Annotated in this window: 21 protein-coding genes; 9 read left to right on the top strand and 12 right to left on the bottom strand. The window is 50.4% G+C overall.

The window, feature by feature from the left end; translation table 11 throughout:
- Positions 1 to 22 precede the first annotated feature (22 nt).
- The 3 genes from CRO03_RS09140 to nudF are packed head-to-tail and all read right to left on the bottom strand — an operon-like array spanning position 23 to position 1,885.
- Complete coding sequence (locus tag CRO03_RS09140) at positions 23 to 793, bottom strand: metallophosphoesterase (RefSeq protein ID WP_097111337.1); 771 nt, start codon at positions 791 to 793, stop codon at positions 23 to 25.
- Entirely contained in the window at positions 793 to 1,251 is a 459-nt protein-coding gene (locus CRO03_RS09135; protein WP_170948988.1) for a DUF1249 domain-containing protein, read from the bottom strand. The genes CRO03_RS09140 and CRO03_RS09135 overlap by 1 nt, the downstream gene beginning before the upstream one ends.
- Positions 1,238 to 1,885: an ADP-ribose diphosphatase gene (gene nudF / locus CRO03_RS09130; RefSeq protein ID WP_097111336.1), complete on the bottom strand. Its 648-nt coding sequence runs from the start codon at positions 1,883 to 1,885 to the stop codon at positions 1,238 to 1,240. Before nudF ends, CRO03_RS09135 begins: the two co-directional genes overlap by 14 nt.
- A 116-nt stretch (positions 1,886 to 2,001) precedes the next feature.
- On the opposite strand from nudF, the gene tolC reads away from it, so the two are divergent.
- The 3 genes from tolC to CRO03_RS09115 all read left to right on the top strand — a co-directional run bounded on the left by tolC (position 2,002) and on the right by CRO03_RS09115 (position 5,013).
- Positions 2,002 to 3,360 (top strand): outer membrane channel protein TolC, encoded by a 1,359-nt coding sequence (gene tolC / locus CRO03_RS09125; RefSeq protein ID WP_097111335.1) that lies wholly within the window; start codon positions 2,002 to 2,004, stop codon positions 3,358 to 3,360.
- A 109-nt stretch (positions 3,361 to 3,469) separates the two neighbouring features.
- Positions 3,470 to 4,429: an LpxL/LpxP family Kdo(2)-lipid IV(A) lauroyl/palmitoleoyl acyltransferase gene (gene lpxL / locus CRO03_RS09120; RefSeq protein ID WP_097111334.1), complete on the top strand. Its 960-nt coding sequence runs from the start codon at positions 3,470 to 3,472 to the stop codon at positions 4,427 to 4,429.
- A 2-nt stretch (positions 4,430 to 4,431) separates the two neighbouring features.
- On the top strand, positions 4,432 to 5,013 hold the full coding sequence (locus CRO03_RS09115; protein WP_097111333.1) for a TcpQ domain-containing protein: 582 nt from the start codon (positions 4,432 to 4,434) through the stop codon (positions 5,011 to 5,013).
- On the opposite strand, the gene glnE is transcribed toward CRO03_RS09115, so the two are convergent.
- Together glnE and CRO03_RS09105 are read right to left on the bottom strand one after the other, a co-directional pair.
- Positions 5,010 to 7,811, bottom strand: a complete 2,802-nt coding sequence (gene glnE, locus CRO03_RS09110; protein ID WP_097111332.1) for a bifunctional [glutamate--ammonia ligase]-adenylyl-L-tyrosine phosphorylase/[glutamate--ammonia-ligase] adenylyltransferase — start codon at positions 7,809 to 7,811, stop codon at positions 5,010 to 5,012. The two genes, CRO03_RS09115 and glnE, sit on opposite strands and share 4 nt — an antisense overlap.
- Positions 7,808 to 8,755: a CYTH domain-containing protein gene (locus tag CRO03_RS09105; protein WP_097111331.1), complete on the bottom strand. Its 948-nt coding sequence runs from the start codon at positions 8,753 to 8,755 to the stop codon at positions 7,808 to 7,810. The genes glnE and CRO03_RS09105 overlap by 4 nt, the downstream gene beginning before the upstream one ends.
- A 141-nt stretch (positions 8,756 to 8,896) precedes the next feature.
- Here CRO03_RS09105 and CRO03_RS09100 point away from each other — a divergent pair, with 141 nt between their 5' ends.
- On the top strand, positions 8,897 to 9,514 hold the full coding sequence (locus tag CRO03_RS09100) for a TIGR04211 family SH3 domain-containing protein (protein ID WP_097111330.1): 618 nt from the start codon (positions 8,897 to 8,899) through the stop codon (positions 9,512 to 9,514).
- Between the two features lie 14 nt (positions 9,515 to 9,528).
- Here CRO03_RS09100 and CRO03_RS09095 read toward each other — a convergent pair whose 3' ends face one another.
- Entirely contained in the window at positions 9,529 to 10,026 is a 498-nt protein-coding gene (locus CRO03_RS09095; protein WP_097111329.1) for a winged helix-turn-helix transcriptional regulator, read from the bottom strand.
- 267 nt (positions 10,027 to 10,293) lie between these two features.
- Here CRO03_RS09095 and CRO03_RS09090 point away from each other — a divergent pair, with 267 nt between their 5' ends.
- Positions 10,294 to 11,439 carry an HD-GYP domain-containing protein gene (locus tag CRO03_RS09090; RefSeq protein ID WP_097111328.1) on the top strand — a complete coding sequence of 382 codons (1,146 nt, stop codon included), beginning with the start codon at positions 10,294 to 10,296 and terminating at the stop codon, positions 11,437 to 11,439.
- Positions 11,440 to 11,450: 11 nt separating this feature from the next.
- On the opposite strand, the gene CRO03_RS09085 is transcribed toward CRO03_RS09090, so the two are convergent.
- Together CRO03_RS09085 and CRO03_RS09080 are read right to left on the bottom strand one after the other, a co-directional pair.
- Complete coding sequence (locus tag CRO03_RS09085) at positions 11,451 to 12,194, bottom strand: general secretion pathway protein GspB (protein WP_097111656.1); 744 nt, start codon at positions 12,192 to 12,194, stop codon at positions 11,451 to 11,453.
- 30 nt (positions 12,195 to 12,224) lie between these two features.
- Positions 12,225 to 13,160 carry an ExeA family protein gene (locus CRO03_RS09080; protein WP_097111327.1) on the bottom strand — a complete coding sequence of 312 codons (936 nt, stop codon included), beginning with the start codon at positions 13,158 to 13,160 and terminating at the stop codon, positions 12,225 to 12,227.
- A gap of 79 nt (positions 13,161 to 13,239) precedes the next feature.
- Here CRO03_RS09080 and CRO03_RS09075 point away from each other — a divergent pair, with 79 nt between their 5' ends.
- Positions 13,240 to 14,460 (top strand): multifunctional CCA addition/repair protein, encoded by a 1,221-nt coding sequence (locus CRO03_RS09075; RefSeq protein WP_170948987.1) that lies wholly within the window; start codon positions 13,240 to 13,242, stop codon positions 14,458 to 14,460.
- A 25-nt stretch (positions 14,461 to 14,485) separates the two neighbouring features.
- Here the strand turns inward: CRO03_RS09075 and CRO03_RS09070 are convergent, their stop codons facing one another.
- The 3 genes from CRO03_RS09070 to folB are packed head-to-tail and all read right to left on the bottom strand — an operon-like array spanning position 14,486 to position 16,166.
- Positions 14,486 to 15,292 carry an undecaprenyl-diphosphate phosphatase gene (locus tag CRO03_RS09070; RefSeq protein ID WP_097111325.1) on the bottom strand — a complete coding sequence of 269 codons (807 nt, stop codon included), beginning with the start codon at positions 15,290 to 15,292 and terminating at the stop codon, positions 14,486 to 14,488.
- The gene (folK, locus tag CRO03_RS09065) at positions 15,289 to 15,786 is read right to left on the bottom strand and encodes a 2-amino-4-hydroxy-6-hydroxymethyldihydropteridine diphosphokinase (protein WP_097111324.1); all 498 of its coding nucleotides are present in this window, start codon (positions 15,784 to 15,786) and stop codon (positions 15,289 to 15,291) included. The genes CRO03_RS09070 and folK overlap by 4 nt, the downstream gene beginning before the upstream one ends.
- Positions 15,786 to 16,166, bottom strand: a complete 381-nt coding sequence (gene folB / locus CRO03_RS09060) for a dihydroneopterin aldolase (protein WP_097111323.1) — start codon at positions 16,164 to 16,166, stop codon at positions 15,786 to 15,788. The genes folK and folB overlap by 1 nt, the downstream gene beginning before the upstream one ends.
- Positions 16,167 to 16,303: 137 nt before the next feature.
- On the opposite strand from folB, the gene plsY reads away from it, so the two are divergent.
- Positions 16,304 to 16,909 (top strand): glycerol-3-phosphate 1-O-acyltransferase PlsY, encoded by a 606-nt coding sequence (plsY, locus tag CRO03_RS09055; RefSeq protein WP_097111322.1) that lies wholly within the window; start codon positions 16,304 to 16,306, stop codon positions 16,907 to 16,909.
- A gap of 181 nt (positions 16,910 to 17,090) precedes the next feature.
- Here plsY and tsaD read toward each other — a convergent pair whose 3' ends face one another.
- Positions 17,091 to 18,104 (bottom strand): tRNA (adenosine(37)-N6)-threonylcarbamoyltransferase complex transferase subunit TsaD, encoded by a 1,014-nt coding sequence (gene tsaD / locus CRO03_RS09050; RefSeq protein ID WP_097111321.1) that lies wholly within the window; start codon positions 18,102 to 18,104, stop codon positions 17,091 to 17,093.
- A gap of 238 nt (positions 18,105 to 18,342) precedes the next feature.
- Between tsaD and rpsU the strand changes: the two genes are divergently transcribed.
- Positions 18,343 to 18,558, top strand: coding sequence for a 30S ribosomal protein S21 (gene rpsU / locus CRO03_RS09045; RefSeq protein ID WP_019675131.1), 216 nt, complete (start codon positions 18,343 to 18,345; stop codon positions 18,556 to 18,558).
- A gap of 146 nt (positions 18,559 to 18,704) precedes the next feature.
- Complete coding sequence (gene dnaG / locus CRO03_RS09040) at positions 18,705 to 20,462, top strand: DNA primase (RefSeq protein ID WP_097111320.1); 1,758 nt, start codon at positions 18,705 to 18,707, stop codon at positions 20,460 to 20,462.
- Positions 20,463 to 20,469 lie beyond the last annotated feature (7 nt).

Here is a 20,469-nt window from a genome sequence, read left to right as displayed (position 1 = left end):
CTATACTCTCCTGCTATTCAGGTTACCGTTTAACGGTAATAAATTGCCAGTTTACCTGGCCATCTGCCTTAAATTGCCACTGGCAATACATCGGTCCCTGATCAAGGGTATGCCAACTGTCTTGCTGACAAAACTGTACCGAGCTGGCCGGACACCCCACCAGCTGAATTGCCTGATGTTGTTTGCTGTAGGCATGATGACAGTGGCCATGTGCCAGGCCCCGCACCCGGGGCTCAGTTGCCAGTAGCCGCCAGAAAGGTGCAGCATCCTGCCAACCGTGTTTATCAATGGCACTGCCAACAGGTAAAGGGTGATGATGGCTGAATAACCAGAAATGGCTGGCGTTGCTGTGCTGAAAACGTTGCGCCAGTGCCTGACGGCGCGATACATCAAACACACCTGCCGGCGTATCGCCTTTGGTGTCAAGCAACAGCAGCTGCCAATTCGCCAGCTGTAACGCTGTCGCCGCAAGCAGTGGTGCCTGGCCGGTTAGCCAGTTGAGCTGGTCGTAATCGTCATGATTGCCGGGTAACACCAGTACCGGACAGCTTAATGGCGCCAGTAACCGGGCCAGCAACTGGTATGATTGTGTACTGTGATCCTGGCTTAAATCGCCACTGAGAATCAGCGCATCCGGCTGCTGCTTGTTACTGGCAATGGCCTTGATGGCGCATTCCAGATAGCGACCGGGTTTAACGCCCTGATACTGGCCGTCAACGTCAGCCAGTAAGTGGCAATCACTTATTTGCACTATCTGATAGTGCGCTTTATCGGCTAACTGCAATACTGTCATTACTTCAGTTCCACAGCCGCCGCATTATAGCCCTGACTGATACATAACTTCAGCCAGTCGGCCAGTAACAGGTTGATCTGGCGTTTTTCATCCGGCTGCATCATTTGCGGGTTGGGGTAAGAATAGCGCGGCGCAAACTTGCGGTAACGGGCGACCCGCACCACTTCCGCTAACTGGGCATCATGGTATAGCTGCACATCAAAACCGGGGTTGACAAAGTTGTCTAACGATATCGGCTGGCCCGCCGTTACCGATTCAATTTGCAACCGGGTAGTAAAAGGGCCGCATTCGAGCACAGTTAACTGATAATGTTGCTGCGGATTAATGGTAATACCCCATTGCAGGCCAGGCGCAAAATCTGCCGGCAGCAAGCGGTTCAGGCGGGCATAATTACGCTCGCACAAACTGAGAAAATCGGGTAACTGCGGCTGATATTGCCGCGGTTTAGTCAACAGCATTGTTACTCCAGGCGCTACGAACCTCGGTTAAATGTAAACTTAGCCACTGTAGCGCAATGACGGTGGCGGCATTATCAATTTTTCCTTCCGCCAGCAATTCCAGAGCATCTGCGCGGGATAACAGCTGCACTTTAATATCTTCATGCTCAGCAGTCAGGCCGTAAATGCCGGGAACAACAGGCCGGTTTAACTGGCCAAGATATAATTGCACCCGCTCGGTACTGCCCCCCGGGCTGGAAAAATAACTAAGCATAGGCCATAGCTCGCCCAGTTCAAGCCCGGCTTCTTCTAATGCCTCGCGCCTGGCTGTTTGCTCAGCACTCTGGTTGTTATCTATCATACCGGCAATAATTTCCAGCAACCAGGGGCTGCGGTTATCAATCATCGCGCCCGCCCGGAACTGCTCAATTAACACCAGTTGATCAGTGTCTGGATTATAAGGTAACACAGCAACAGCGTGGCCCCGTTCAAAAATCTCCCGAACCATAGCACTGCTCCAGCCACCGCTATACAGTTTATGGCGCAACTGACAACGTTCAACCCGGAAAAAACCCTGAAAAACCGTGCTTTTATCGATTACCTCTACATCTTGCGCTGCAAATGATGGATAATCGTTACTATTGACTCCAGACATGTCTGCCCTCACATTTTGTTACACTCTTGACGGTAACTTTACGGTTTAATCCTGACTTAGTTTACCGTAACAGGTTATCATTTGGGCAGTTTCCTTTAAGCCAGGACTTGGTGATTATGAAAAAAACGTTTTTAAGTACTTTAATTCTGTCGTCGTTAACCGTATTCAGCGTTAGCGCCCTTGCAGAAAATTTAGCCACGGTGTACCAGCAGGCCACCCAGAAAGATCCCCAGCTGCTCAAAGCAACAGCGGTACGTGATGCCGCTAAAGAGCGAATTGATATCTCCAAAGCAAGCTTACTGCCACAGATTAATTTAACTGCGGGTTATAGCAAAAGTATGCGCGAAAGCCAGACATTTATCGGAGATAACCTGGTTAACGTTGAAGTTGAGACCACAGGCTGGAGTGCGCAGGTAGGGCTGAGTCAGTCAATTTTCGACTGGACTAACTGGAAAAACCTCAATACCGCCGAAAAGCTGGCGATGCAGAGCCAGACTATTCTGGATGCTGAAAAACAGGGCTTGATCGTCCGGGTATCACAAGCGTATTTTAATGTGTTAAAAGCTGTTGATGACCTGGGTTTTGCCGGATCAGAGAAGCGGGCGATTGAACGTCAATTGGAGCAAACCAAGCAACGTTTTGCGGTAGGCTTAACCGCTATTACCGATGTGCATGAAGCCCAGGCCCAGTTTGATAGTGCTGTAGCGAGGGAAATTGCTGCCCAGAACATGCTGGAAACCGCCCGCGAGACACTACGCGAAATTACCGGTCAGTACCACAACGAGCTGGCCAGTTTAGATACCGATAAGTTTGATACGGTGCAGCCCTCACCGGCCACAGCTGATGGCTGGGTAGCTATTGCTGAAGAGCTGAATCTTAATATTAAAGCCAACAAACTGGCACTGGATGTTGCCCAGAATGATATAGAAAATGCTAAGGCCGGTCATTATCCAACACTGAGCCTCGATGCCAGCTATGGTACCGAAGATGGTGAGGCAGATAGAAAGTTTGCTGGTATGGTGCAATCTAGTAATCCACCACGATTTGACAATAACAGTATAGGCCTGAACTTGCGGGTACCACTTTACAGCGGTGGTGGCACAGTAGCGGCAACTGACGTAGCGCGGGCCAACTATGTAGCAGCCAGTCAGGATTTAGAACAAAGCTATCGTACAGCGGTGCGCCAGGTGCGGGTATCGTTTAACGATATTAACGCCAATATCGCCACCATCCGTGCCCTGGAGCAGGCAGTCATTTCGGCAGAAAGTGCGTTAAATGCCACCGAAGCTGGCTTTGAAGTAGGCACCCGTACCATCGTCGATGTGTTGCAAAGCACCCGTAACCTGTTTGAAGCACGCCGTAATTTATCAGGCGCCCGCTATAACTATGTTATTGCGATTCTGTCGCTGAAACAGGCGGCGGGTAACCTGTCTGAGCAAGACTTACTGGCAATTAATCAGGCGTTAACCGAGTAATTTTAGTTCAGGTTCACCGCAATCGCGGTGAACCTCCTACCAGTTTAGCCTTTTCTGGTTGTTTTTTTCCGTTACAATAGCGCCATTATTTTCTATTGAGACAGCCACTGTGGTTAATGCTCCCCGTTTTAGCTGGCGTTTTTTGCTTCCCCAATACTGGTTATTATGGCTGGGCGTAGGTTTGATGTGGCTGATAAGCTGGTTGCCCTACCGGGTGTTAATGCAATTGGGAAGTGCTGTCGGCGCCTTGCTGTATAAGCTGATGCCATCCAGACGCAAAGTGGCCGCCCGCAATATTGCCTTATGTTTTCCAGACATGCCGGCAAAAGAGCAACAGGCACTTTTAAAAGCGAACTTTGCCGAGTCGGGTAAAGCCTTGTTTGAAACTATCATTGGCTGGTGGTGGCCCAACTGGCGGGTGCGAAAACTGGCGCATTTCCAGGGTTACCAACATATCGAAGCAGCCCTGGCAGAGGGTAAAGGCGTGCTGCTGCTGGCCGCCCATTTTCTGCATTTAGAAGCGGCTTGCCGGGTGTTTGGTCTGACCCATCCCAGTGTCGGCTTTTACCGGCCACATAACAACCCGTTAATGGATTACCTGCAATACCATGGCCGCAACCGCGCCAATAAATATATGGTTGGCAAACGAGATGTAAAGGGGCTGATTCAGGCGCTTAATCAGCAGGAAGTGTGTTTTTACCTGCCAGATCAGGATTATGGCCGCAACCGCGCCGAGTTTGTGCCTTTTTTTGCCGTGGCTGAAACGGCGACCACTACCGGTACTTTGCTATTTGCTAATGCCGCTGACTGTGTCGTGATCCCAGTCTATACTTACCGTTTACCGGGTTATCAGGGGTATCAGGTCGAGGTGCTGCCAGCATTCAGTAATTTTCCAAGTGGTGATAACAAAGCCGATGTCACCCGGGTCAACCAATGGGTTGAGCAGGCAGTACTTAAGCATCCGGAACAGTACATGTGGTTGCACCGCCGCTTTAAAACCCGGCCACAGCCCGAAGACCCGTCGTTGTATAAAACAGAGACGCCCGCCAATGCCAACGGGAGACAGTAATAATGTGGTACTGGGTACGAACCTTAATTATTCTGGGCATGCTGGCGGTTGCTGGCTACTTGCTGCTGACCAAAGCAGATATGATTTTTAAGAAAGAAACCGTTAATACCGCAGCCCGCGGTTTCAGTGAGTTTTACAGTAAAATTCGTGGCAACCAGGACGGTAGTGACGAACAGAGTGACTATCATATCGCCCTGCCTGACACCAGTGGTCAGCTAAGCCGCAATCTGGCGCAGCGCGGTCGTGAAGTAAAGCCCGCTCCGGCAAACTGGCAGGGCCTGGTAACCGACCGGCGATTCCGTGCCGGTGAAAGCTTAAAAACTACATTAAGCAACTATGCACGTAGCGAAGGCATCGAAATATACTGGACGCTACCACGGGATTATGTGGTTAAACAGTATTTTCAAACCGACACTACCCTGCTTGGCACTGTGCATAATATTGGCAAAGCAATAGCACCTGACTTTGCTGAACCGGTATTAACCTACTTTTGCCCAAATGAGCGGGCCGCCGTGATCACTAACCGGCTTACCCCCTACCTGCAGCAACATTGTCAGCCAATCATCAGCCCTACAGCCGGCTAATTAGTGGCAAATAACTGCTGCCAAACCTGTTCTACGGTAGCGCGCGCCGCTGCCAGCCTGCTTTCGGTAGGCACTCTGGCCGGCGCCAGCGTCAGCCGGTGCCCCCAGCCCCGCAGCAACTGATAAGCTTGCTGTAACTCGGTCACCTGCTGCCTGGCAAGTAAGCCGGCATCAGCCGCGGCAGCAAGAATGCGGATGTTATCACTGAAGCGGTAGAGTTCCGGGTGTGCTTTGCCATGCGCCAGCACCAGATACTGGCTGATAAACTCCAGATCAACAATGCCACCACTACTATGCTTTACATCATCGTCCGCACTACCATGGTGGCTGCGCAGCTTCTGGCGCATGGTTATTACATCGTGGCACAACTGAGCGGGGTCACGCTCCAGCTTAATAATGTCGGCCCGGATTTTATTGAAACGCGCTGCCATCCGTTCTGAGCCAATAATTAACCTGGCCCTGACCAACGCCTGATGCTCCCAGGTCCAGGCTTCATCATGCAGATACTGATAATAGGTATCAATATGAATGGCCAGCAGGCCGGAATTGCCGGAGGGCCGCAGCCGGGTATCAATATCGTACAACACGCCACTGTTGGTGCGGGTAGTTGCCAGATGCAAGACCCGCTGGGCTAACTTCAGATAAAACTGACGCGAATCTATTGCCTTATCGCCGCTGGTACTGGCCAGGCTGTCGCAGTGATGCACAAACACCAGGTCAAGATCTGAGCCATAACCCAGCTCCAGACCGCCCATTTTGCCATAGGCGATAACCGCAAAGCCCCGGTCTGTGTCGGTTGCACCTTCAGGCAGACCATAGCGGGCTGTCATTTGCTGCCAGGCCAGCGTCACCACCTGCTCCAGCACCACTTCAGCCAGCCAGGTCAGATGATCACTTACCTGCATCAGTGGTAAAGCGCCACTAATATCGGCTGCTGCTATCCGCAGTTGCTGTGCCTGCTTGTACTGCCGGAACGTTTCCATCAATAACTCTAAGTCATCTTCCGGTACCCGCAACAAATATTGGCGGAGCCGATCCTGATAATCTGCCTTGTCGGCCACCCGGTACAACTGTTCCGGGTCAATCAGTTCATCCAGTAACATCGGGTAACGCGCCAGCTGCTCTGCCAGCCAACCACTCTGGGTGCATAACAGCACTAATTGTTGCAAGGCCGCCGGATTTTCAAACAATAATTCCAGATAGGCGGTCCGGGTCATTATTTGCCGGAATACGCCCAATACCCGGCTCAGTACTAAGCTGTCGGCCTGCTCAGTTTGCAGCAAATGCAATAAAATCGGCAGCAGTTTGCTTAAAAAGTCGTGGCCACGTGGTCCGACGCTGCGCTTCTGACAATCCTGCCGAAACGCCTGTATATGCTCAATCATGGTAATAGCGGCAGTAGTGTCCAGCCAGTCAAGGTGCTCAGCCAGCTCAGCCGCCGGTAACTGGCTGCCCCACAACAAGCGGCCTACGCCCAGTTCTTCCTGCTCCGGGCTGTCTTCGTGGTCGATCACCAGCTTAAATTGCTGATGCACCCTGCTCATCGCATCTGTTACCTGCTGCAGCAAGCTTGACCAGTCAGCGATATTCAGACACGCCAGTAGCTGTGTACGGCCGGTACTATCTGCTGGCAATGTCTGAGTTTGCTTATCATCAATGCCCTGCAGCGCCTGCTCGACCCGACGCAATAGTAAGTAATCTATTTTTAATTCATTAGCTTGCTTGGCAGTTAGCATCTCATGCTGCACCAGACCATCAAGCGCCGTTAACAGGCTTTGCTGCTGCAGCTGGGGGATCCGGCCCCCCCGGATCAACTGCAGCGTCTGCACGACGAATTCCACTTCACGAATACCACCGGCGCCCAACTTGATGTTGTCTACCCGGTTGCGTCGCCGGTTCTCCTGCTCGATTAATTGCTTCATTCGTCGCAACGATTCTATCGCTGAAAAATCGATATAACGCCGGTAAATAAAGGGTTTCAATAACTTCTGTAATTCTGGCGCATGGTGTGGGTCAGGGTTCAGCACTCTGGCTTTGAGTAATGCATAGCGCTCCCAGTCACGGCCCTGCTCCTGATAATAATCTTCCAGTGCAGCAAAGCTCAGCACCAGCGGGCCGCTATCGCCAAATGGCCGCAACCGCATATCTACCCGATAAACAAAGCCATCAGCTGTTGCCTGATGTAAGGCCGCAATCAGTTTCTGGCCGACCTTGGTGAAAAATTGCTGATGTTCCAGCGACCTGCGGCCGCCACGGGTTTCGCCATGACCTGGATAGGTAAAAATCAGATCAATATCAGATGAGAAGTTAAGCTCTTTGCCACCCAGCTTACCCATTCCCAGAATCAGCATCGGCATGGCGATGTCATGCTCATCATGCGGTGTACCGTTTTGCTCCTGTTGCAGCTGATACGCCCAGCGATAAGCGCTGTTGATCAGACAATCGGCCAGGTTCGACACCCTGGACAGCCCCTGCTCTGTGCTTTGTAGCTGATAAATATCGGCGGTCAGCAGCAACGCCAGCGCCCGGTTGCGGTAGCGCCGCAAACTACTGAACACCGCCGCCTCATCGGTGAACTCAACCTTTGTCAGCGGGTCCTGCCAAGGCTGGGAAATTTGTTGTGCCAACGCGCTTTTATCCAGCAACAGGCTAAGCAACTCTGGCTGCTGAATTAACGTGCGACCCAGGAATAAACTGGCTTTTAACAAAGCAATAAGTTGCTGTTGCTGACTGATAGCAAGCTCAGTGCCAGCAAGTTGATTAAAAGCATCCTGCCAGTAACTGTCAGTATTACTCATAGTGGCCCCTGACCACTTTCCATGTCACTTTGCTGCAGCAATAAGACCGTCAGCGCCAGCAATAACTGGTTATACGGCGGATGTTCAAACACCACCACACCTTGCTGTAACTGCCTGGCTAAGGCGATTGCCTGTTGGCTGTATTCAGTATATTGCAAGGCAGCGAGCTCAGCACTCAACAGCAGCAGGTAGTGACTGGCATGCTCTAGTAGCGGCAAATTCTCTTGCTGCTCAGACGCAATGGTTGAACGTCGGTAGAATAAGGCTTCAGTAGATTGCAGTGCTTGCAGGTTGGCAATTAAACCCTGTGGTTCAGATACCGGCATATTCAGTTGCTGCTTGTCTGCCAGCAGATACCCCCGGGCCGCCTTGCTAAGCCAGCCGGTGCGCAACGGCACTGTACTGATAAGTTGCTCAGCCACGCTAAACAGCGGATTGACACTGCCACTTAACAACTCCAGCTCAAGTTCGGCAATGATTTCTGTTTTGCTACCTGCCAGCACTTCACCACTATCATATACCACATCCAGTAAGGTGCCATCACAGGCAAGCTGCCAGCTGTGACGGATAAAATCCGTGCGGAATATTTCGGTTAATTGCTGTTGCAAAGTAGCAACATCAGTATCGGCAGGCCAGACTTCGTCAGGAAAAGCCGCTAGCTCAGGGACAATACCTGCTGCGGGCACGTTAAATTCCGGCCGGGCTTGCAAGGCACCATGTTGCTGCCCCGCCAGCTTAAGCGTTTGTTCAAAAACACCTTTTTTCTGGCGGGTTCTCAGCCCCATACCATGACGGCGAAACCAATTATCTGATGTATCGAAGTATGCATTAAGCAGCGCTGCCTGACCATTGTCAGTCATTGCGCCAAAGGACGTTAACAACGCTGGCAACTGATAGCTGTCTGGCGCTGCCACTAAAAACTTTAATTCCAGCTCTATACTCATGTTAGGCTATCCTCTGTATCAGGCTGCGACCTGCAAGCCAACTTTTACACTTGTCAATTTGCTGACAACTCCCTATCATCCGGGGTATTGTATTAACCCCTGTTCAAGCGTAACCGTTGATTAGAATGGATTAGGATACCTATGTTTAGATTATTTCGCAGCTCTGTTTCCCGGATATTTTTCCTGCCGTTAGTATTAATGACATTAAGCTGGCCGTTGCTGGCGCAGCAATCTGCTGCAGAAAAACCTGCCTTCATCAGCGACGCATTGTTTGTTTATCTGCACTCAGGACCGGGTAATCAATACCGGATAGTAGGCACTATCAATGCCGGTCAGGAAGTCACTTTTCTTAGTGAAGACAGTGATAGCGGCTACGCTCAAATCAGATATGAAGACAATAAAACCGGTTGGTTACCAAAAGAATACGTCAGTTACACACCAGGTCTGGTCACCCAATTAGAAACCCTGACCAACCAGTTTAACAGCCAGCGCGACGAGTTGCAGCAACTGGGCCAACAACGCGATGACTTAAGCAGCAAGCTGAATACCGCTATTGTCGAGCGGGAGAACGCTCAGGAACAGTTGGCGCAGGCAAACCGCTCCTACGAACAGTTAAAAGCGCAACTGGAAGCAACCCAAACCAGTATCTGGCAAAACCCAATGGTTATCGGCTCCGCCATCTTGTTAATTGGTCTTATTTTTGGCTTAGTACTTCCCGCTTTGTGGCCCAAACGTCGCGAAAGCGAACGCTGGATGTAATTTAATGTAATAAATTAACCGAGGCTGTCGTTGGCTTTCAGCGGCAGCCCGGTATCCCGCTTCACCTGTTCAATCACCACGTAGGTATGATTCTTTACTACGCCGGGTAAATCGACAATTTGTTCCAGAATAATCCGGTACGCATCCATATTAGGCAGTCGCAATTTTAACAGGTAGTCAAAACCACCCGCGACCATATGGCACTCCACCACATGTGGTACTTTCAATACCTCATCTTTAAAACGATCAAACACCGCGCTGGTGGTATTATCCAGCGTTATCTCAATGAAAACGGTGGTACCAAAGCCGAGCATAGCAGCATTTAAGCGGGCGCCATAACCTTCGATATAACCACTTTTTTCCAGCCGTTTTACCCGGTCAATACAGGGGCTGGCACTTAAATTTACTTTCTTTGCCAGATCAACATTGGCTATCCGCCCTTCTTTTTGCAGCGTATCAAGAATATTGAGGTCAATACGATCCAGGTTTTTTGGTTTTAATGGTAGTGTCATTATACAAGTGTCAGGCTCAGGAACTGTTGGCCAGATTATATACTGTTAATTGCTAAAAATAACCCGCCTGACCACCCGGCCCCGGATAACAAACTAAAACAACAAAAATGCCAGCTTTTGCTATGCTTTAGCTAAACAAATTATATAGCGCTGGAAAAACCACTTAACCGCAGGATAATGACCTTTAATCGAAGCGTTAACGTCCGGTTAAGTCGTTTAGCGTATAATTATTTAACTTTTTTGGCATAGGTTTAAGCTGGCAATTGGATGGCATATCAAAAAGTCTCTGTCACAGAGCTGCGACCTGGCAGCTATGTTGTTGAAGTTGTAGAGCAACGCGGTGATATTATCGTTAAGCATGCTGGCTGGGTTCGCAGCCAGCAAGCTATCGCCCAATTGCAGGCAAAAGGGGTACTGACCGTTCTGGTTGACCCCGCCAGATTTTTAACCGCAGAAGAACCATCAACTGCCCCCCCTGCCGAAAAAGCTGCACCAGCTCCAACTGAAACTGACACTGTACCAGTACGGCATTTATTCGCCGACGAATGGCCTCGGGCCGAGAAAGCGTTATTACAAAGCCAGCGGGTGCAACAACTGGTATTAGAAGCCACACGCAGTCAGCAACCCATCGATTTAATGCTGGTACATGAAGTGAGTTCAGGTTTGTCTGACTCGGTAAGTCGTAATCAGGACGTTTTATTATGTTTAACCCGGATAGCTGAGCAAAGCGACAGTCTGTTACAACACAGCGTTAACTGTGCGGTATATATTGCGGCCTTTGCCAAGTTTATTAATTTACCCAGCGATCGCAGCAAAACACTTATCACAGCTGCTTTGTTGCATGATGTGGGGAAAGCCCTGAAACCGGAATTAATGAACCAGCCCGATGCTGCTGCCATCGGCACCAGCCTGGCGGCATTGCAACGCAATAAAGATTTGGCCGGCCAGGTATCGCTATGGATCAGTCAGCACTGCGCCTTGCTGGATGGCAGTGGTTCACCGCCAATCAAGGGTAATCAAATAGCCAAAGGCAGCCAGATGCTGGCTATCGTTAATCAATATGAAAAACTGACTAACCCGGCCAATAGCAACCAGAGTCCGTTAGCGGCTTCGCGTTACTTATTGAGCCTGACACCGCTGCAGCTGGACACCGATTTATTGCAACTGTTTATTAAATGTATTGGTGTGTATCCGCCGGGAACTGTGGTCAAATTAACCACCGGCAAGTTAGCACTGGTGCTGGAAAACAATCCGAAAAAGCCTACTCAACCAAAAGTAAAATTGTTTTACCACAGCGTCCATCAGCACCACATTACCCCCAAGGTTATGGACTTATCACGGCAACAGGAAGAGCATATTGAAGGCTGTGTAGACTTGAAAAAGTATGGTCTTGACGTACGTAACTACCTTTAGCCTGTCAGCTATTATTTGTAGTCAGTCAGCGCTGCGATACTGAATAATTCCTCACCCATTTCCAGCAGAACGAAATGCGGGGTAATTTCATACAACTGAATGTCAGCCGTCACCCACTGCCCTTCCTGCAGGCTTTTGCCATTAACCTTAACCCAACGCTGAGAGCTTTGCGTGGCATACACATGAGCTTCAAATCGCAGGGCGGGAATTTGCTGTTGTAGTGCCGGCGCCAGTTCGCTGATATCTTGGGCCGGTGCGCTATTGCCGCGTAACGCTTTGCTCGGCTGGCGGTTATCCGCCTCACTGGCTGCCATCGCCGAGGCAAAACGCTGACGCAACTCATCTGACACCTCTACCTCTGGCTGTGATACAGCAGCGGTTTGCTCCGCAACTGGCCGGGAGGTTGGCTCGGGTGGCGGCGCAGTAATAGTGACCACTTCAGGTTCAGCTGCAAGTTGCTCCTGTACAGGCTGCTGAGGCTTAATTTCTGCGGCAGGTTCTGGTTCTGGTTCAGCACTGACCAGGGCCGCAACGATACTGGCACTGTCCGCTAGCTCAGGTTGCGCAGGTTGGTCGATTGTTGGCGTGCTGCTTGTAGTAGCTAACCTTGTGTTCTGCCACCAGCTGGCCAGGGCAAAACCCAGTAGCAACGTCAGGCAGAACCCCAGCGCCAGCGCCAGGGTACGCCAGCCATTAGCCGGTTGCGAGCCCGTTACTGCTGTGGTCGGCTTTACCTGTTGTTTCAGTGCATCCATTAAAATTGACACCATTAACCTCTTAACTTCTTAGCCTTTAAATACGGGCAGTAAAACCATCGCCAGTAAAAACCCGATCACTATACCAGTGCCGGCCAGTACCGGCCACAACCACCCCGGTAACGGCATCCTGACAGCTGCATTACCCGCTGACTGACTCATTGGCAACACCTCTGTCGCCGCCCGTTGTACCTGGGCCGTTTCTACCATCGGCATTTGCTGACTGTATGCGGCCAGCATGGCGCGATCAGCCAGTAGATTAAGTAATCTCGGAATGCCACCACTATGCTGATAAAGCGCAGCAACCGCTTTTTGACTGAAAACAGGCCGGCTGCAGCCTGCTACCTGTAAGCGATATTTTAAATAGTGCTGCACTTCATTTAAATCCAGTGGTAGCAGATGATAGCGAGCGGTGATCCGCTGCGCTAACTGGCGCAAGTCATTGCGCTGTAACAACTGTTGTAACTCTGGCTGGCCAATTAAAATAACCTGCAATAATTTCCTGGTATTGGTTTCCAGGTTGGTAAGCAGCCGTAACTGCTCCAGTACCGCCGGCTGCAAGTGCTGTGCTTCATCAATTATTAAAATGGTTTTCTTGCCCGCCTGATGATTCTTTTGCAAACGCTGAGTGATTTTATCACCAAGTATTTTTAAGCTGGCGTCGGCTTTTTTATAACGAATTCTGAGCTCATCACAAATGGCGGCCAGCAGTTCCAGCTCTGATAAGGTCGGGTTTAGAATAAAGGCAACATCAGTATTGCTATCCAGCTCCTGCAATAACGAGCGGGACACAGTGGTTTTGCCGGTGCCCACTTCGCCAGTGAGCAACACAAAGCCGCCGGCATCGCCCAAGCCATATCGTAAGTGAGCCAATGCCTCAGTGTGTCTGGCCCCCAGATACATAAAATCCGGATTCGGGGCAATGGAAAAAGGGGGGCTGGTTAAACCGAAAAAACCGGTATACATCAAAGCATCCTGCGTTAATAGCGCTGCAAATTAGACTGACGGCGCTATAATGGCAAAAAATAAGCAATCAGGAAAGCATGTGCAGATATATCTTGTGGGCGGAGCAGTGCGGGACGAGCTGTTAGGCTATCCATTTCATGAGCGGGACTGGGTGGTCGTCGGTGCTACCCCGGAACAAATGCTGGATGCCGGCTATCAACAGGTTGGGAAAGACTTTCCGGTATTTTTGCACCCGCAAACCAAAGAAGAACATGCGCTGGCCCGAACCGAGAGAAAGAATGGTAAGGGTTATACCGGCTTTAGCGTGTATGCCGCACCGGATGTTACGCTGGAGCAGGACTTACAACGGCGTGATTTAACCATTAACGCTATCGCCCAAGACAGTACCGGCAATTATATCGACCCCTATAATGGCCGCGCTGATATTGAACAGAAAATATTGCGCCATGTCTCAGACGCCTTTGCAGAGGACCCACTGCGGGTGCTGCGGGTGGCCCGCTTTTATGCCCGTTATGCCCACTTAGGTTTCACCGTTGCTGACGAAACGCTGGCGTTAATGCGTAAGCTTAGCGAAAGCGGTGAGCTCAATACCTTAAGCCCGGAAAGGGTGTGGCAGGAAACCGCTAAAGCCCTTAGCAGCCAAAGCCCCGCTGCCTATTTTCAGCTGTTGTATAATTGCGAGGCGCTCAGCGCACTGATGCCAGAGCTAGCAGCGCTGTGGGGCGTTCCGCAACCGGAAAAATGGCACCCGGAAATCGATACCGGCATTCATACCCTGCTGGTGCTGGAACAAGCGGCGGCGTTATCTGAGCGGCTGGATATTCGCTTTGCCTCGCTGGTGCATGATTTAGGCAAAGGGGTGACCAAACCAGAGCTGCTGCCCTCTCATCACGGCCATGAATACACTGGCCTGGTATTAATTAACCAGCTATGCCAGCGGCTGCGGGTACCCAATGATTGTAAAGAATTGGCGCTGCTGGTTTGCGAGTATCATCAACTTGTGCATAAAACCCGCGAATTAAAACCGGCAACGGTGTTAAAGCTATTTAATGGTATTGATCTATGGCGTAAACCGCAGCGGCTAGACGATATTCTGTTGTGCTGTAAAGCTGATTTACGCGGCCGAACCGGCTTTGAACAGGCGGAGTACCCGCAAGCTGACTATCTGCAACAACTGGCAAATGCAGCACTGGCGGTTAATGTGCGGGAAATAGTAGCGAAAGGCCTGAAAGGTGAGGCGATAGGGGCTGAATTGCAAAAGGCCCGCTTAGCCGCTATTAGCGCAGCAAAACGGGCCTGACCGAATACTTAAACCGGGTAGTAAGTTAAACCGCGTACCAACTTAAAAAAATAATCAGCCCCACTCCTAACAGCAGCCGGTAAATCACAAAGGGCAGCATGCCCATCCTGCTGATAATTTTCAAAAAGAAGTGAATGCAAATTAATGCACTGATAAACGCCAGGCCCATACCAAGAAAAATAGCTGGTAAGTCAAACCGTTCCGGCTCAGCCAAAAGCTTGCTGGCCTGATAACCCCCACTTAATACAATAATCGGGATCGACAGTAAAAACGAAAAGCGGGCAGCGCTGACTTTATCAAGCCCCAGCAACATAGCGGCGGTCATGGTAATGCCTGAGCGCGAGGTGCCGGGGATCAGCGATATCGCCTGGGCTACTCCGATAAAAAGTGCCTGGCGCCAATTAAGTTGTTCCATGCTCTGCTGCTGTTTGGCGGTAGCATCAGCCCACCATAGTGCTAATCCAAAAATAATAGTAGTAGCGGCCAGCACCCAGGGCGAGCGTAAATAGCTTTCAATGTAATCGGCTGCCAGTAACCCGGCTAACCCTGCCGGAATCGTCGCTAAAATAACCCACCAGGCCAGTTTACTGTCAGTACTGTGCCGGCCACCGAGACTTTGCACCCAGCCTACCATTAAGCGAGCGATATCCTGGCGGAAATACAGCATTACGGCCAGCAGGGTGCCTACGTGTACTGCAACGTCAAAGGCGATTCCCTGATCCTGCCAGCCGAAAATGGCAGAAGGCAAAATAAGATGAGCCGACGACGAAATAGGTAAAAATTCAGTTATGCCCTGCAGAATTGCTAAAATGATGACTTCCAATGTACTCAATTAGATTCACTCCAGGTAAAAGGCACAGGCCAGATTTTTTGTTTTGTTTTAGGGTAAGCTTGCCACATTTCGGCGTAGCTTTGCTGAGTCAACGGATGAATTGCTGCTGGCGCCAGTTCAGCCATTGGCCATAACACAAAAGCATTGTAGGTAATTTCACCACGTGGCAGAGTAATAGGCTGCTGACAAACCACCTGATCATAAGTCAATAGATCTAAATCAAGAGTACGGCCACAGAATTTTTCAGCACCACGAATACGGCCGTGGCTGTCTTCAATTTGTTTTAGTACCTGCACACAATCGGCAATAGTTAACGCCGTATCGGTTGCAGCCACCAGGTTATAAAACGCATCGCCATTAAAGCCCACAGCTTCGCTTTCATAAACCGAAGAAAGTTGCACCTCACCGAAGAACTGCTGCAGTGACAATACCCCGGCCCGGATGTAATGGTCACGGTCTGTATTACTGCCAATACTGATAAAAATGCGGGCCATTAAGCGTAATCCTGCGGCGGTGTTGTAACCGGAGCAGTGCGCACAATATGCACACCAACGCTTTGGGCATTGGCAACTGCCCCGGGCTTGCTAACAGTGACTTCCACCTTGCTGGTAGCAAATTCAGTGAGCAGCATTTCAGCGACTCTTTCGGCAACCGTTTCTATCAGCTCTATTGGCTCAGCGGTTATCAGCGTTGTTACTTTTTCGGCAATCACGGCGTAATCCAGCGTCAGGCTGATATCGTCTCTGGCAGCGGCCGTACGCTGGTCTGCCGTAAGGGCCAGGTCAAGCAACAACCGCTGCAGAATGGATTTCTCCCAGTCGTACACCCCTATAATGGTATCGACTTGTAGCTGTTTTATAAAAACTATGTCCATTCAGTTAAATCCGGATTGCGTTATTTTTCGTTTCAGGTAGGCTGGTCGGATAGGTAAAAAGCCACCAAACCCTTATCCTGCTGCTGTATAGCGAGCCGCAATCTTATCGCAAAAACTGGTGCTGAGGAACCGTCGAAATGACCCTGCTGATTGTTATTATGATGTTCGCCGCCTATTTAGTGGGCTCGGTGTCATCAGCAGTGCTGGTTTGTCAGTTATTTCGCCTGCCCGACCCGCGTTTTCATGGCTCTGGCAATCCCGGTGCCACTAACGTTTTGCGCCTCGGGGGTGCTTTCCCGGCAGTATTGGTTTTACTATTTGATATTTTGAAAGGCACTATTCCGGTCTGGGGCTCATACTTTTTGCAAATCGAACCGGTCTGGCTGGGTGCTATCGCCATCTGTGCCTGCCTCGGCCATATTTATCCGGTATTTTTTGGTTTTAAGGGCGGCAAAGCTGTTGCTACCGCTTTTGGCGCTATGATGCCAATTGGCCTCGACTTAGCCGGCCTGTTAATTGCCAGCTGGGTATTGCTGGTTGCACTAAGCGGTTATTCGTCGCTAGCTGCTATTATTACTGTCGCGCTGGCGCCGCTGTTTACCTGGTGGATTAAACCGTTATATACCCTACCGGTGCTGATGCTAAGCATTCTGATTATCGCCCGCCATCGCCAGAATATTGTCCGGCTGTATCAGGGCAAAGAAAGCAAAGTGTGGGACAAGTCTAAACGCATTCGAGAGTAATTTCAGCACTTCTTAGCTTTTTATAAAGATTATATGCATCAATTAAAGCGAGGTTGGAATCCCGATTTGGGCGCCACAGAGTGTCTGAGTGAGTGCGTCAGCGCGAGCGAGTTGCTGTGGCGAGCCAAAGCGGGAGTTGCAACCGAAGCCAACACCCCGACCTCTATAGTTCTTTCTCTATTCAGACCGGCGCTAAATCCTGCATTGGCCAGCGTGGTGTTACGCCTATGGTCAGGTCTTGCTGCTGACCGGCCTGTAACCGCTGATAACCGGCATAAGCAATCATGGCACCGTTGTCGGTACAAAACTCTTTGCGCGGGTAATACACCTCGCCACCGCGCTGCTTTAACAGCACCGCAAGTTGCTCGCGTAACGACAGGTTTGCGCTTACCCCGCCGGCAATCACCAAACGCTGATAGCCGGTTTGCTCCAGCGCCCGTTCACATTTAATTACTAAGGTATCCACCACCGCTTGCTGAAATGATGCAGCGATATCGGCCTGCACCTGTTCACTGCTGCCCTCTTTGGCAATGACATTAGCAGCAGAGGTTTTCAGGCCGCTAAAACTGAAATCGAGCCCGGGCCGGTCAGTCATTGGCCGCGGAAACTTATATTTTTTACTGTCACCGGTTAACGCAAGCTTGGCCAGCAAAGGGCCACCCGGGTAATCCAGGCCCATCAGCTTTGCAGTTTTATCAAAGGCTTCACCGGCCGCGTCATCTATCGACTCACCCAGTAACTGATAACGGCCAATACCCTCTACCCCTACCAGCTGAGTATGGCCACCCGATACTAACAGCGCTAAAAACGGAAACGGCGGCGGGTTATCTTCCAGCATAGGTGCCAGTAAGTGGCCTTCCATATGGTGCACCGCCAATGCCGGTTTTTGCCAGGCATAAGCCAGGCTGCGGCCAATAGTAGCGCCAACCAGCAAGGCACCGGCTAAACCCGGGCCGGCAGTATAAGCAACGCCGTCAATCTCACTGGCGTTAGTACCGGCCTGCAGTAGTGCTTGCTTTATTAATGGCAGGGTTTTTTTAACATGATCACGTGATGCCAGCTCAGGCACTACCCCACCGTAATCGGCATGCAGCGGAATTTGACTGTAAAGCACATGGCTTAATAAGCCTTTTTCGCCATCATAGATTGCTATCGCGGTTTCGTCACAGGATGTTTCTATACCTAATACGCGCATCGTCTTCCCGGAAATCATGTTAAAAAATCAGCAAATAGTAGGATCTGGCCGGAAAGTTCAGGTACACTTGCCGGCCTTTAACGCGCGCATTGTAACGACTTCACCCTGTCAGAGCCAGAAGATCTGATTTAAGATCACTTATTCGCTTTACATTGGTAGGGGTTTTTGCGTAAAATGCCGCACCATTTTTAATCGTAATTGGTTACAGATAACCAAGTTTGACCGAGGTGAGAATTTAATGCCTGTTGTTAAAGTAAAAGAAAACGAACCCTTTGACGTAGCGTTACGTCGTTTTAAGCGCTCTTGTGAAAAAGCTGGCGTATTAGCTGATGTACGCGCAAAAGAATTTTACGAGAAGCCTACCTGGGTTCGTAAGCGCAAGAAAGCAGCGGCGGTAAAACGTCACGCTAAAAAGCTTTCTCGCGAGAATGCACGTCGGATCCGCCTGTACTAAGTTACAGTCAACCGGCGTTAACCTGCTCAACCGCACAATAGCGGTTCTAACCAGCAGGTTCGCAATCAGGCGCAAGGCCGATATCTGCACACCGTGTTCTATGAGCACGGTTTGTCTTTTTCTGGAAACCATATAAAAGGACAGCAGTGGCAGGACAAATACCCCGTCAGTTTATTGATGATCTGCTTGCCAGAACAGATATCGTTGAACTGATCGACCAACGTGTACCGCTGAAAAAAGCAGGTAGTAAAAACTACGCTGCCTGTTGTCCGTTCCATAACGAAAAAAGTCCATCATTTACTGTAAGTCCCGATAAGCAGTTCTATCACTGCTTTGGTTGTGGCGCCCATGGCAATGCCATTAGTTTTATGATGGAGTTTGAGCAACTGGAATTTGTCGAAGCCATTGAAGAGCTGGCGAAACAGCTGCATATGGAAGTACCACGCGAGCAAGGCAAAGGGCCGGCTCGTCCGGCGGCTCAGGCCGACGATTACAGTCTGATGCAGCAAGCTGCCGATTTTTACCAGCAGCAGCTGCAGCAACATGCTAATGGCCCGACAGTGCAACAATACTTGCAAAAACGGGGCTTATCGCCGCAAACCATTAATGACTTTCAGCTGGGCTACGCGCCGGATGGCTGGGACGGCGTGTTAAAACAGCTAAGCAATGGCAAACCGCGAGCGGTGCGCGAACAGCTAATAGAGCTGAAGCTGGTAAACCGCAACGATAATGGCCGCGAGTATGATTTTTTCCGTGACCGGCTGATGTTCCCTATTCACGACAAACGGGGCCGGGTTATCGCTTTTGGTGGCCGTATTTTAAATGATGGTCAGCCGAAATACCTGAACTCGCCGGAAACCCGCTTGTTTCATAAAGGCCGTGAACTGTATGGTTTGTACCAGGTACGCCAGCAGCCAGGCCATCTGAAGCAAGTGCTGGTGGTAGAAGGCTATATGGACGTGGTGGCATTGGCAGAGCACGACATCCGCTTTGCAGTGGCTTGCCTCGGTACCGCCACAACGTCAGACCAAATGCATACTTTGTTTCGGTATAGCCCTAAAGTGATTTGCTGTTATGACGGTGATCGAGCCGGCCGCGATGCCGCGTGGCGTGCTTTGCAAAATGCTCTGCCGCAATTAAAAGATGGTGTTGAGCTTAATTTTGTTTTTTTACCCGACGGTGAAGACCCGGATTCTCTGGTGCAAAAAGAGGGCAAAGCCGCCTTTTTGGCGCGGTTAGAACAAGCGCTGCCGTTAAGCCAGTATTTATTTGAGCATTTATTACAAGAGTTTGATGCCAATACTGACGGCGGCAAGTCGGCACTAATGGTGAAAGGCAGTGAACTGATTAAGCAAATTCCCAGCAGCTTTTATCAGGAGACCCTGCAGCAGAAACTGAATAATTTGTTAGGCCGGGCCAGCGAGCGGCTAAAACCAGTGAGTAACCGGCCACAAGCAAGGCCAGCCCCAGCCAGTATCAAAATGACGCCAATGCGCCGGGCCATTGCTCTGTTATTACAAACGCCGGAACTGGTAAATGTCATGCCCCATGCGCCGGAATTGGCAAGTGCCGACATTCCGGGTATTAATTTGTTACTGGCCGTACAGCAGCATTTACTGGATAAGCCTGGGCTTACCACAGCGCAATTGCTGGAATACTGGCGCGATCTGCCAGAGCATGCCATCCTTTTGAAACTGGCAGCATGGCAACACCAGATAGAACCGGAGCAGCTGTCAGCCGAATTTCTGGACACGTTCCACTCGATTGAAGATCAATATCTGCAACAACGGCTGGAAGCACTGGAACGAAAAGATAAACTAAAACAGCTGACCCAGACCGAACAACGTGAATATGTGCTGTTGCTAAAAGCACTGAAAAGCAAAAAACCGCGACCAGCAAGCTAACTCCGAC

The sequence above is a fragment of the Arsukibacterium tuosuense genome (assembly GCF_900215315.1).
Lineage (GTDB): Bacteria > Pseudomonadota > Gammaproteobacteria > Enterobacterales > Alteromonadaceae > Alishewanella > Alishewanella tuosuense.
This window is presented reverse-complemented; position numbering and strand designations above follow the sequence as displayed.